This window comes from Oceanobacillus rekensis (assembly GCF_002153375.1).
GTDB classification, from domain to species: domain Bacteria; phylum Bacillota; class Bacilli; order Bacillales; family Amphibacillaceae; genus Oceanobacillus; species Oceanobacillus rekensis.
This window is the reverse complement of sequence record NZ_MTBQ01000002.1, coordinates 24,091-37,143: the sequence shown is the minus strand read 5'-3', so window position 1 is coordinate 37,143 and position 13,053 is coordinate 24,091. Positions and strand designations below refer to the sequence as shown.

The window sequence follows — 13,053 nt, the reverse complement described above, 5'->3', positions numbered from 1 at the left end:
TGTCACTCCTCGGTTTTTGTCGATTAATTTTTACTTGGACGTGCCGTAACGAATTTAGATATATAGGAAGCAAAAGTTATAAAGATAGCTTCATAAATAAAAGGCTGCAAGTTTTGTAATCAATCATGATTATCTAAACTGACAGCCTTTTATAATTCTAGTATTCATATACTTCGAATGCCTTCTCCAATTCCCTTTTTTCCTTTGTTAAATCCGGGAACTAATAATCATCATTCGAGATGATAATAAATATCCTCCACAATTTGCTTCATTGCCTCATATTGTTCTTGTAACAACAGATGTCCCCTCACAAACTTCTATAATCTTCGTTTTCACAAAAATACATTATAAATCTACCATACAAATAAAAAGTAATTTATATAATAATGTAACGTACAGATTTTAGGATTTAGTTCATTTGTCTGGTTAATTTTACCGTTTAGGTGCATATGCTAATTAAAAGAACAATACTTAGGAGATATTCCTAACAAAATACGTAATTTCTGAGGTGATTCATCATGGAAAGTATTATTTCAGCAATGATGGAAAACCAGCCTCCTTGGTTTTATTACATCTCATCCATCATCATTTTAATCACGCTTGTAATTATCGGAATCTGGGCCTATCTTGGTGCAAAACGTTTTTACCTAGCTGTTGACAAAGAAAATCGGATTATTGCGTTGCTTGAACAAAAGAATCAATTGGAAAAAGATTACTTTTATCAAAAAACCATATCAGATCAGCTCTCGGAGATTCTTGTAAATGCAACTACATTTAACAGGCTGAAAAATAAATATTTTTCAGAAAAAGATCCTAAGTTATCACCTACACACCTGGCACAAAGCATTATTGAGGCGCTATCCTCTGATATCAAAACAATGATTAACGCAAAACACCGAGTTGGTTTATGGTTTTATGAACCGGAGAATGAATTATTAAGACTTGTACAAAGCAGTGCCAACTTCTACAAAAACCAGCATGATAATAAGTTTCTAGATTTGGATGACACAATAGGTGGAAGATGTTATAGAAGGAATGAAACGATTTATGTACCAGATGTAAAATCTGACCCCGATTGGGAGGAGTCATCCGATTCCTCTAACGACTACAGCTCGATCATATGCATTCCAATAAATGATTGGGGCATTCTCACGATTGATGCTAAACATCAAATGGAAGATACTACCATAAAGGTATGTGAACTTTATGCTACCATTATTGATGGTGTTTTAAGTATATTTTTAACGAAGGAATTATCCAATATCGCAGGTGATCAACCACCGACAACTAATGGAGGGGATTAACTATGAACAGAGATACGCTTTATTTTCGGAAAGCAGCTTTAAATGTAGCATATAAGAACAAAGAGCTACCCTTGAACATTTATAATAAAGAAGTAGTAAGGATCAACCATCAATTAAAAGAATTAATGGATCAAGAAAGAAGCAAACAGGCAACAATCAGTATTCAACAGAATAATAAACTGAAAAAGTTGTTTCCCGTTATGTAGCGGGACAGAGACAGGTTCCGCTACATAAGTCTTTGCCCTCTTTCGTGGGACAAGTAATGAGGTGACCCCCAAAAGTTAGAGTTTTATATTAAGCTGCTAATTGGCTGGTGTGAATGCGGTATTGAACCGGACTCATACCTGCCAATTTTTGCTTGATACGGTTGATATGGAGGAATCTTTTTTTGAGAGGTATAGGGTGAAAAAGAAGCATTTGCGAGTTTATGACTTTGTTGTGGGTGAGAGTCGGTTTGAAATTAAAGAACACTAGAATTTGAACGATATAACCAAAACCTTAATGCTCCATTGAATCCTTTATACATTTGCAACCCCAATATGAAAATACGACAAGAGCAGAGAATTCTATCAGAAATAAGAAATATAACTGCTGAATTATGTACAAAAAAGACGCAATTCATTAAAATTGCGTCTTCTTAGTAACATTGTTTTCCTATTGAATCGTAATTTGCTGCTCACTGCTTACGTTGTTTGATGTTACTTTTAATGTAATTTCTCCTGCTTTCAATGTTTGAAGCTTTCTATCTGCCGGATTGAAGACAGCTGCATAGCTTCCGGACTTTTCAGCTCGTTCAGCTGCTTTTCCTGAGCCAATATAGACATTATTGCTTCCTTCCCAAGTTACAGATGCTGGATAGCGTAAAGGGAAGTCCAGATTTCCAGCCTGATGACCAGTTGCTTCAATCGAAATGGTTTCACCGATCATAGCAGATTTAGGTGCTTGCAGTGTGACTGATTCCAGCAGTGGACGAACCTCTGCTTGAATCCACTCTGCGCCCTTCACATTGCTTTTCTCTGCTGCTCTCTCTGGACCATTTGACTTATCAGGTACAGCAGTAGGATCAATTCCAAATAATGTCCATGCATAGAAACCGCCATTATCTGCTGCACCATAAGGAGCTTTCCCAGCAGGTCCTGTAACCATATATGGAACACCTTCCACACGTTCCAGATTTACGGTGTGGGCATGACCACTCATATACAGGGCCCCTTTTCCATTCGATTCTTGACGGAATTCAGTGAGCCATTTCTCCAACAGCTCTGCCTCTTTACGATCAGACAGCTGACTATTTTCTGTTGGTAATGGATCACGTGTCGGATGGTGTCCGATAACCGTCACATTTTTAATGGTAGGATCCGATGCAGCATCATCCAGCGATTCTTTCAATTCAATCATTTGGCCAAAATCACTCGTTCGTAAGCTTCCTGTTGACGTGTCCAGTAAAATAAATCTTGTACCGTTATGGTCAAAGCTATAACGGTTTTCCTCAAATACTTCTAAAAAATTATTCAAATTCCCTGAACCTGCAATTTCGTGATTACCAGGAATATAGTAGATTGGAATCTCCATTCCTACTTCTTCCTCTAAAACCTGTTTTGCAAACTCAAAATCCTCTTCCCATGCTGTATCAACAAGGTCCCCGTTGATGACCAGAAATTCAGGATCTTCAGCAACAATCTGACGAAGAGATTCCCGTGCCATTTCTACTTGATTACTGTTTGGAGCTGCTGCTGTAAATTGACTATCGGTAAGTACTGCAAATTTCCAACGATCATTGCCTATTGAATCATTTTGTATAATCAATGGATCAGATTCTGGTTCCTCTTCTTTTGTTATTTCAACAGAAGGTGGAACTTCAACAGTCAAATCATCAAAGATCAGCTGTCCGGAATACTGCTTACTTCTATCTGTTTCCACCGGATAAATACGCCATAATTTTGCTGGATAGCTTATTCCCTCTGGAAGAGATGTCTCAATATATTTCCAGCCTGTCCAATTTACCTGATTCGCTAATGTTAACGTATAGTTTGTGCCGGATGCATCCGTAATAACGGTACGAAGCCAAGCACCATTGCCATCACCATGTACCCATAAACCGATTTTCTGAACATCACCAGGGAGTTCAAGACGAGGGGATGTCTGTAAATAGGCTGCCCGTGTTGCCGTAGTTGTCGAAAAGTCATAGTTCACCTGAATGCCATTTCCCTCTCTACCTTCTACTACTTCCATGGATGCACCGACATTCGATGGATACTTTGTTACACCCCATCCTGTTGGATTTTCAAAATCAGCTATATTAATGGAAGTAAGTCCGACCGTAACAGGAATAGTTACTTCCTTATCCAGTACAGTTACCGAAATGGTAGTGGATGCCCCATCTTCCAAGGCTACAACCGTAAAGCTCCCATCCTGCTTTTCCTCGATTGTAATAACCGAATCATCATAAACCAAGTCAACGTCGCGAGCTTCAATTGGAGCTGAATACCCATTAGAATCATAACCAGTAACAGAAAAACTGCTGCTTCTGCCCATTTCAAGTCCTAGATAGGAGCTTGAAGGCGCTATCCGGTCCAAATCTCCGAGTACGGTAATCTCCTGCGTTCCTTTTGCAGATTTAATTTGTGCTTCCGCTACAGCAGATCCAGTTTTCTTCGCATAAAAAACTCCATCTTCGTCAAAAGATCCGACATTTGCCGGCAGAGCCTGCCAAGATATTTCTCCAACTTCTACAGGAGAATAGTTTTCATCGTGACCAAGTCCAGTAAAAGTTCTGCTTAAGCCAGGGAAAATACGATCACTGTTTTCCATATCTGTAACTGTTTCAACAGAAAAAGCTGTGAGTTCACCACTGCCAGCCTCGGCAAAGATGCCAATCCCATTTGGTACACTGCGTTCAACGCCGTCAGATGGTTCATTTACCACTATAGCATTTTCATAACCTGGTTGACGTGCGACCATTGTCGATGAGCCACCACCATCGATATTTAAGGCAGTATATGCACCATATTCCTTCATCAATTCCCCAAGCTCTTTATAGGTCATTCCACGGCTATCGGTTTGACGACCGTCAACCAATCCAAGAATCATCGTGTTCCCATCTTCGGAAAAACCAACGGCGGTACGTGGTGCTGTTGTGCTGTCATCAATCGTTGTAGGAACTTGTCCATTTTCGACCAGTTTAATATTTCCACCTACTGCAAAATTCATTATTGTATCTTCATCCATTTTTGGCGCGTATTCCACGTTCACTTTATCACCTATGGATAGCTCTTTTAATAGAGTAGCACCTTGTTCACGTCCAACCAATACAAAGTTGTTATCAGCAATATCTCCACTGCCAGGTTCCTCAGATACAGCAACTACTTCTCCTTCTTGGACAGTTACTTCATATAAAGAAGACCCACTTGCTGGTCTTTGTGTTTGACCCCACACAGATGTATACAGTCCAATTCCGTTCGATGGAATGGAAGATTGATTTAAAGCTGTAAGCATAGAATCTCCACTGGGAAGCTTAATGGTACCCTCAAGGAAAATATTCGCAATTCGCCCTTTTCCTTGCTCATCGACTCCTGCTGTTAACGTATGGGAGCCTTGTGGACCTTTTAATAGGCCGCCATCTTTAATCATGGTTCCAGAAGGTGCTTTCGTATTATTAATGTCAAAGAAATCACCATTTACACCACCAACTGCTCCAGAAGCAAGTGCCATTTCCGAAACGCTCTTTGCTTCTGTGACTACACCAGGAAACAGCAGGTCAGTTGAAACATCTTCATTCGACAAATCCACTGTCATGATTTCACCGTTCAACCATCCACGGACATCAAATCTTTCAAAGCTTGTTAATTCAATGCCCGGACCGATTGTAATCGTATCTTCTTCTGATACGAGCGTTTTCCCATCGGCTCCAACCGTTATCTCTGGTTCTGTCCGATCTGAGGATGCGGAACGGGCATCTGCTATTCGGTTTGGTTCATTGTCTGCATATACCGGAATAATAGCTAATACGGAAAAAATGAAAGCCAGTACAATACTCACCCACCATTTACGAGTCATTTATAGTTCCCTCCTATTTAACATGTAATAAATTCCCTACAATATGTACATCGTCCTCCCTTCATTAATCCTTTATTACAATTGTAGCAGAGCTATATTAAATAGGTTTAAGAATTTTGTGAATTTTTGTAGTGAAATAGAATGATGAAAGTTAATATAAGAGATATAAGTATAGGTTCATTGTCTCACTGGAGCATGGGACGGTTCTTTTGCTTCCCGGTACAACGAGCTCATTAAAAATAGGCATTAGGGTAATATCTATCCTAATGCCTTATTAGTTGAGATGAACCATAATCCCCTTACTCTACCGTATAATCAACAAGCATCAACTGGCTCATATCATTCTCATAGTACTCAATGGTCATCCGTGTTCCTGGTTCTAACGATGCCCAATCATCATCCATAAATTCAGTTATCTGGAGTGCCATTGTTCCTTTATCTGTTTCAACTTCTATGGTATGAGGATCTCCTTGTCCGCTATAAGTTACTTCTTCTTTTATGATTTCTGCTGCCCCATCACCATTCTCTGATTCGGCAATTTCCTCATCTGCCTCTTCTACAGATTCGGTCTCTTCATCTTGATCATCAGCCGGTGTAGAATTCTCTGTTTCCGCCTCTTCATTATTTTCAACTTCATCTGATTCTTCTACTGACCCGTCTGTTCCATCCGCTCCGCTTTCTTCTGTTTCCGTTCCTTCCTCATTTTCGGTGGTCCCTCCACACGCAGTTAAGACTACTAAAAATAGGGCACTCATCAATAGGAAATATAATTTTTTTGTTTTCATTTTTTTCACCTCTTCTTAGAAAATTAGTCATATATTTACTTAATAGTTACAGCATACTATTTCTATACTATAGTTACTAATATAATGCTATCAGCGCATGAAATTTCCCTGTATAGTTTTTATGCCAAGGTTTTTTCTTCCCACAAAAATGAATGATGGACGTATGTCGGATAATATAATCGATATCTATTTTATTTTGGCAACATGCTGATACCACTATTCCTCCAAGGAAGCCAAAAGAACATTCCATTCTTCTCAAAAAAATCGAAAAATAACAGAATCACCATTTTACATGTTTTTTTATTTATGCTAGTATGAACATGTTCATCAAACAAACGTGTTCAAAAGCGGAGGAAATAATCCTAAGGGAAGTGAATGAATGAGTTCGAATAAGAAAGACATCCAACGAGCACGTATGTGGCGTTATTTTTTAGATGCAGCGACGGAAGTTATTATGGAAGATGGGATTGATCATTTCACCATAAGAAAAATAGCAGATAAAGCTGGTTATACGAGTTCAACCGCTTATAATTATTTTAAAGATTTATCCCATTTAAAGTTTTTCGCTGCCATGCGATTTACATCGGACTACATTAATGAATTACCTGAATACCTAAGTAAGGGTAATAATACGCTAGAGAAGTGGTTATATAGCTGGGAATGTTTCTGTAAACATTCTTTTGAACAGCCGAAAATATATTCCGTGATTTTTATGGATAATCTTGGTTCCATTCCAGAAGATTTATTGGAGCATTACTACCAAATCTATCAAAAAGATTTATTAGGACTTCCAGATGAAATTAAAGATATTATCATTGAACAAGACTTTTCGAAACGTAGTGCATTATATATTCAAAGTGCTGTGGATGAAGGTTTTCTTAGACAAGAAGATGTCGATTTGATGGCAGATATGACGTTGCTTATTTGGAAAGGCATGATGAATACAGTCATGAATAACCGTAGAAAATATACGAAAGAACAAGCCATTAGCATGACACTTTATTATGTTTATAAATGTGTCATTCATATCGTTGTTCCAGAAAAACGCAATGACATTCACGTTTCTTTTCAATACAAAATCAATTAGAAAATACCAGGAAGCTTTATTCTTCATAATAAAACTTCCATTTTTTTGAGATATTATATGAACATGTTCATAAATTGAACTGGTTAATATTGAGTTTCGTAAAAACAAATCAAGGGGGAGCACATGTGATACAACTGAAGAATATTAACAAGTATTACGAGGACGGATTTCAAGCACTAAAGGCTATTAATCTAACCTTTGAAGAAGGAAAAGTTAATGTCTTGATTGGCCCAAGTGGTTGCGGAAAGACAACAACAATGAAACTTTTGAATCGTTTAACGGATTTCACGGATGGCCAAATCCTCATAGACGAGAAGAATATTCAAGAAATCAATCCAATTGAGCTTCGTCGTCAAATGGGATATGTCATTCAAAATATCGGCTTATTCCCACATATGACAATTTCCGAAAATGTTGCAACTGTCCCTAAATTATTAAAATGGGACAAGCAAAAAATTAAAGAAAAAGTGGATGCTTTATTAACGATGGTTAATCTTGATCCAGATATATATAGGAACCGCTACCCTTCCGAATTAAGTGGTGGGCAACAACAGAGAATTGGCGTTATACGAGCACTTGCAGCTGAACCTTCAACCATTTTAATGGATGAACCCTTTAGTGCCTTGGATCCAATTAGCAGGGAACAATTGCAAGATGAACTCACTCGCCTGCAAAAGGAAATTAATAAGACCATTATTTTCGTTACCCATGACATGGATGAAGCGATCAAGATTGCTGATCAAATCATATTAATGAAAGATGGCCAGGTCGTGCAGAAGGGTAGCCCACAAGAATTATTGACAAACCCTGCAAATGAATTTGTTAAAGAATTTATTGGGGAAGAGAGATTAGGAAATGCCTTACCACCATTAAGTGAATTTATTATAAAAGATTTCCCTCGTATTTCTATGGAACAACGAACAGAGGAAGCAATTGATTTAATGGCAACCAATCAATTAGTAGAAATTCCAGTTGTTGATGGAAAGGGCGAATATAAGGGGATTGTCAATCTCTATCAAGCATTAAATAATAAAAAGGCGACATTAGCAGAATTAGTAGATGACTCGATTGAAGCCATCACCAGAAAAGTGGATACGAACTTCCTCATGAAAAAGTTCCATGAAAGTAAATTAATGATTTTCCCTGTTCAATCAGAGCAAGGAAAGCTTGAAGGGATTGTAGAACGTGAGGATTTATACCGGTTCTTGCAACAGTTTTATGAGCGTAAGAGTGGTGGTTCTGTATGGAATTAATTACAGATTACATTGCGTTCTGGCAGGATAAGTATGATTCGATCTTGACCTATACCTATGAGCACTTAGTCATCTCATTTGTCGTTATACTTCTATCCATTATCGTAACCGTTCCATTAGCAATTTATATGACAAAAATGAAAAATGAAAAAATAAAAAACCTCATTTTCAACATCGCTAATGTTTTCCAAACGATACCAACTGTGGCCCTTTTAGCCATTATGATTCCATTACTAGGTATTGGATTTATCCCTTCCATTACTGCGTTATTCCTCTATGCGCTGCTCCCACTCTTACGTAATACGTATACAGGGATCAAGTCTATTGATCCTAGTATTGTGGAAGCGGCAAAAGGAATGGGCTTTAGCACCTTTGGAAGGTTGTTTAAAATCGAATTACCTGCAGCACTTCCCTATGTCATGTCGGGAATTCGGGTTACCACTGTTTATATTATTAGCTGGACAACTCTCGCTGCCCTAATAGGTGGAGGTGGCTTAGGCGATTTAGTACTAGCTGGAATTGGCTATAACGATAAACACATGATTTTTACGGGAACGATTTTAGCAATTGTTATTGCGTTAATTTTAGATTTAATATTTGGCAAATTTGAAAAGAAATTCTCAAAGGCCTAAAAAATAAAAAGGAGTTTTTTGTATGAAAAAGATACTGACAGGTAGTTTATTAGCTTTATTACTTTTAATCACGACAGCTTGTGGTAATCAGTCATCCGCAGAGGGTGGAGAAATATTTGAATATGGTGGCCAGAAGAATACAGACCCTAAAATTATGGGTCAAATTGTGAAACTACTAGTAGAGGACCAAACCATTCATGAAGTGAATATTACAGAAGATATTCCAGCAAGTCCACAAGTGATGGGAGCAATTGATCGAGGAGAATTTGACTTTGCAACCCTCTATTCCGGTGAAGTATATAATAACCATTTCGATGAAGATCAAGTGACATACTCAACAGACCCAGAAAAAACACTAAATCAAGCACAAGCATTATTCGGTGAAAAATATGATATGAAATGGTATGACTCCATTGGATTTAGTAACCAATACAGTATTGCAATCAAACGGGATTTCGCAGAAGAAAATAACGTAGAAACCATGTCCGATTTAGGTGATTATGCAAATGATTTAACTCTAGGTACAGATAATTCTTGGATTGAACGTGCAAATGATGGCTATGAAGGATACCAAGACACATATGGTTATTCATTTGGTGATGCAAGAGGTATGGATGTTGCCCTAATGTATGAGGGAATTGCGAGTGGAGATTTAGATGTTGTCACCGCCTACACGGTTGATCCACAAATAGTGGAATACGACTTAAAGATTCTGGAAGACGATCAAAAATTCTTTCCGCCATATGATGCTTCTTTAGTAGCTAGAAATGAAGTTATTGATGAGTATCCAGAAATAGCGGAAATTTTGGATTCCATTGTTGGTATGATTACCACCGAAGAAATGACTGAGTTAATGTACGAAGTGGATATCAAGAAACGCAGTATTGAAGAAGTAGCAAGAGAGTTCTTAGAAGAAAAAGGATTGCTTTAATAAATGCGTGTTCAAAAAGGAGGATAAATAAGAACGAGAAGTTCAGGGGAGTGGAGATATGAACAAACGAAGAAATTCAGCGTATCATATTACCGGGCTTTTTGAACAACCTCAATAAACAAAAAAGGTGATTAAAAATGAACTTCATTACAGAATTAGGTCAATATATGATAGAAAATAGTAGCGAACTATTTGCTTTAACGGTAGAACATATTGCCATGGTAGCCTATGGGATATTCTTTGCCCTTCTCGTAGGTATCCCATTAGGAATTATTGCAGCGAAATATGAAAAACTAGCTCCAATTATTATCTCTATAACAAGCATTCTACAGTTGGTTCCTAGTTTAGCAATGCTAGCTATTCTTATGCTTTATTTTGGACTTGGTTTTCAGACGATGGTCATTGGATTATTTTTGTATTCCTTAATGCCTATTGTACGAAATACGTATGTTGGAATTAAGGAAGTAGATGATAGCATTATCGAAGCGGGAAAAGGATCGGGAATGACGGCTTTTCAATTACTTACAAAACTACAATTTCCTTTATCCATTCCATTTTTAATGGCTGGTTTACGAGTTGCTTCCGTCATTGCAATTGCGGTTGCATGTATCGGACCATATATTGGTGCAGAAGGATTAGGTAAAGAAATTATTTCTGGTATTAGTCTGCAATCCGATGTAAAAATTTATGCTGGTGCTATCCCTGCAACCATCATCGCGATTATTGCCGATGTCGCATTAGGAAAAGTGGAAAAGAAAACAAAACAACGAATGGCGTAAATGCTATTCATTAAAATAGATGAAAAGAAAGGTTGACAATATTGGTATTTAACGTAAGAGATTCAGAAGAACGCAAAACAATCACAGAATTTCCAAATGAAATTAAAAAGTGGGAGCATGTTTGGATTCCCATGTCTGACGGTTCTAAATTAGCAGCAGATATTTGGTTACCAAAAGATGCAGAGGAAAACCCAGTCCCAGCAATTTTAGAATATGTTCCATATCGAAAAAATGATTTTACCGCTATACGTGATTCCATAAGACATCCGTATTTTGCCGGACATGGGTATGCAAGTATTCGTGTCGATATCAGAGGTTCAGGAAATTCGGATGGTGTTTTATTGGATGAATATTTAAAACAAGAACATGACGATGCGTTAGATATATTGGATTGGATTAGTGAACAACCATGGTCTACTGGTTCGGTTGGAATGATTGGTAAATCATGGGGTGGATTTAATGGGCTTCAAGTTGCTGCACGAAAACACCCTGCACTGAAAACCATTATTACATTATGTTCCACAGATGATCGTTACGCAGATGATGTCCATTACCGCGGAGGGAATCTATTAGCGTCAGATATGCTATGGTGGGCTTCAACCATGTTTATTTACAATGCCAGACCACAGGACCCAGAAGTGGTTGGCAAAAGTTGGCGAGACAATTGGCTTGATCGCTTAGAAAACGCACCGCCATTTGCAGAAGAATGGGTACGACACCAGCGTCGAGATGACTATTGGAAACATGGTTCTATCTGTGAGGATTATTCGGATATTGAAATTCCAGTATTTGCAGTAAGTGGTTGGCAAGATGGCTATACGAACTCTATTTTCCGTCTTCTTGAAAAATTACCAAACGAGAGTAAAGGGCTCATTGGTCCATGGGCACATGAATATCCAGAAGTTGCAACACCAGAACCTAATATTGGTTTCTTACAGGAATGTCTGCGCTGGTGGGATCAATGGTTAAAAGGAAAAGATACCGGAATTATGGACGAACCTAAACTAATTTCCTGGGTTCAAAATAGTGAACTTCCGCAAGTAACGTATGAAAAACGACCAGGAAAATGGGTTGGTGACGATTCTTGGCCTTCTAAAAATGTACAAGGGCAGAAATTATGGTTAAGAGACGGAGCATTGTCATTTGACAAGACGGTAGACGGTGATTCTATTGCTCTTCCAAGTGTACAGGAACATGGGTTTTATTCTGGCGTATTCTGTCCATTTGGGGAGCCAGGCGATTTACCAGCAGATCAGCGCCTAGAAAATGGTAAATCCGTTGTCTTCACCTCAGAACCAATCGAAGAATCGATGGATCTGCTAGGACAACCTATATTCCATGCGAAAGTTTCTTCTGACCAAGAAAATGCATTGTTAGCTGTACGATTAAGTGACAAGGCACCAACAGGTGAATCTACCTTAATAAGTTGGGGAATGTTTAACTTAAACCATCTACAATCGCATGAGCATCCAGAGGCACTCGAGCCGGGTAAGAAATATCACATTTCTATTGATCTGGATGTTTTAGGTCAACAGATTCCAAAAGGCCATCAGTTAGAAGTAGCACTATCACCAACCTACTGGCCACAAGCTTGGCCATCACCAAAACCTGTCACATTGACGGTTTATCCTGGTGAGAGCACATATATCGAATTACCTGTAAGAGAAGAACAACCAGATGATATGACATGCGGAGACCACTTCAAATCTCCAGAAACAGCGCCAGTGATCGAAAGAGAGATTCTTCGTGAGGAAAAAAGAACGAGAGAAGTAAGGCATGATCTCGTAAATGGAGTTTGGAAATTAGAAGATATATCAGATGAGGGTGAAAGAAAACTTCTAACCAACGGCATCGAGCATGGAAGTTTAAATAAAAATACATTCACCATTAAAGAAGGTGACCCATTATCTGCTAACGTAACATGTGAATGGGAATTAAAAGTTGGACGAGATGATTGGCAAACGAAGCTAAAGACCTTCAGTGAAATGTCCAGTGATGAAACCATATTTTATCTAACCAACACGCTCATTGCCTATGAAAGTGAGAAAGAAATATTTAGAAAAACATGGAAAGAAGAAATACCTCGAGACTTTAATTAAACAGGAAATGCATTGCATTTTGGTTTCTTGTACTCCCGGAAACTTTCCTGATAATTGCAGAATATGATATAAGCTGCTAAATCATTGATTTTTGATGGTTTAGCAGCTTTTTTGATGTTCTTTTCTT

Annotated in this window: 11 protein-coding genes; 8 read left to right on the top strand and 3 right to left on the bottom strand. The window is 38.2% G+C overall.

Annotation, left to right across the window (positions count from 1 at the left end):
* The first annotated feature begins 518 nt into the window (after nt 1-518).
* Both BV906_RS04180 and BV906_RS04175 read left to right on the top strand, forming a co-directional pair.
* Complete coding sequence (locus tag BV906_RS04180) at nt 519-1,304, top strand: GAF domain-containing protein (RefSeq protein WP_087972201.1); 786 nt, start codon at nt 519-521, stop codon at nt 1,302-1,304.
* A 2-nt stretch (nt 1,305-1,306) separates the two neighbouring features.
* Nucleotides 1,307-1,510: a hypothetical protein gene (locus tag BV906_RS04175; RefSeq protein WP_087972200.1), complete on the top strand. Its 204-nt coding sequence runs from the start codon at nt 1,307-1,309 to the stop codon at nt 1,508-1,510.
* A gap of 448 nt (nt 1,511-1,958) precedes the next feature.
* On the opposite strand, the gene BV906_RS04170 is transcribed toward BV906_RS04175, so the two are convergent.
* The 3 genes from BV906_RS04170 to BV906_RS19105 form a co-directional block, all read right to left on the bottom strand.
* Nucleotides 1,959-5,360 (bottom strand): phosphodiester glycosidase family protein, encoded by a 3,402-nt coding sequence (locus tag BV906_RS04170; protein ID WP_087972199.1) that lies wholly within the window; start codon nt 5,358-5,360, stop codon nt 1,959-1,961.
* Nucleotides 5,361-5,659: 299 nt separating this feature from the next.
* A complete protein-coding gene (locus tag BV906_RS04165; RefSeq protein WP_087972198.1) occupies nt 5,660-6,145 on the bottom strand; it encodes a hypothetical protein in 486 nt (161 codons plus the stop codon).
* Nucleotides 6,146-6,221: 76 nt separating this feature from the next.
* The gene (locus BV906_RS19105) at nt 6,222-6,395 is read right to left on the bottom strand and encodes a glycosyltransferase (protein WP_140321955.1); all 174 of its coding nucleotides are present in this window, start codon (nt 6,393-6,395) and stop codon (nt 6,222-6,224) included.
* A 129-nt stretch (nt 6,396-6,524) separates the two neighbouring features.
* On the opposite strand from BV906_RS19105, the gene BV906_RS04160 reads away from it, so the two are divergent.
* From BV906_RS04160 to BV906_RS04135, 6 genes are all read left to right on the top strand, one after another.
* Nucleotides 6,525-7,232 carry a TetR/AcrR family transcriptional regulator gene (locus BV906_RS04160; protein ID WP_087972197.1) on the top strand — a complete coding sequence of 236 codons (708 nt, stop codon included), beginning with the start codon at nt 6,525-6,527 and terminating at the stop codon, nt 7,230-7,232.
* 125 nt (nt 7,233-7,357) lie between these two features.
* Nucleotides 7,358-8,485 carry an ABC transporter ATP-binding protein gene (locus tag BV906_RS04155; RefSeq protein WP_087972196.1) on the top strand — a complete coding sequence of 376 codons (1,128 nt, stop codon included), beginning with the start codon at nt 7,358-7,360 and terminating at the stop codon, nt 8,483-8,485.
* Nucleotides 8,476-9,117, top strand: a complete 642-nt coding sequence (locus BV906_RS04150; RefSeq protein ID WP_087972195.1) for an ABC transporter permease — start codon at nt 8,476-8,478, stop codon at nt 9,115-9,117. The genes BV906_RS04155 and BV906_RS04150 overlap by 10 nt, the downstream gene beginning before the upstream one ends.
* Nucleotides 9,118-9,139: 22 nt before the next feature.
* A complete protein-coding gene (locus BV906_RS04145) occupies nt 9,140-10,048 on the top strand; it encodes an ABC transporter substrate-binding protein (RefSeq protein WP_087972194.1) in 909 nt (302 codons plus the stop codon).
* Nucleotides 10,049-10,185: 137 nt separating this feature from the next.
* Entirely contained in the window at nt 10,186-10,827 is a 642-nt protein-coding gene (locus BV906_RS04140; RefSeq protein ID WP_087972193.1) for an ABC transporter permease, read from the top strand.
* A 41-nt stretch (nt 10,828-10,868) separates the two neighbouring features.
* On the top strand, nt 10,869-12,926 hold the full coding sequence (locus BV906_RS04135) for a CocE/NonD family hydrolase (RefSeq protein ID WP_087972192.1): 2,058 nt from the start codon (nt 10,869-10,871) through the stop codon (nt 12,924-12,926).
* Nucleotides 12,927-13,053 lie beyond the last annotated feature (127 nt).

Bases quoted from the DNA above. Each gene is read 5' to 3' on its own strand.
- BV906_RS04180 (WP_087972201.1), top strand. From the start codon at position 519: ATGGAAAGTATTATTTCAGCAATGATGGAAAACCAGCCTCCTTGGTTT.
- BV906_RS04175 (WP_087972200.1), top strand. From the start codon at position 1,307: ATGAACAGAGATACGCTTTATTTTCGGAAAGCAGCTTTAAATGTAGCA.
- BV906_RS04170 (WP_087972199.1), bottom strand. From the start codon at position 5,360: ATGACTCGTAAATGGTGGGTGAGTATTGTACTGGCTTTCATTTTTTCC.
- BV906_RS04165 (WP_087972198.1), bottom strand. From the start codon at position 6,145: ATGAAAACAAAAAAATTATATTTCCTATTGATGAGTGCCCTATTTTTA.
- BV906_RS19105 (WP_140321955.1), bottom strand. From the start codon at position 6,395: ATGGAATGTTCTTTTGGCTTCCTTGGAGGAATAGTGGTATCAGCATGT.
- BV906_RS04160 (WP_087972197.1), top strand. From the start codon at position 6,525: ATGAGTTCGAATAAGAAAGACATCCAACGAGCACGTATGTGGCGTTAT.
- BV906_RS04150 (WP_087972195.1), top strand. From the start codon at position 8,476: ATGGAATTAATTACAGATTACATTGCGTTCTGGCAGGATAAGTATGAT.
- BV906_RS04145 (WP_087972194.1), top strand. From the start codon at position 9,140: ATGAAAAAGATACTGACAGGTAGTTTATTAGCTTTATTACTTTTAATC.
- BV906_RS04140 (WP_087972193.1), top strand. From the start codon at position 10,186: ATGAACTTCATTACAGAATTAGGTCAATATATGATAGAAAATAGTAGC.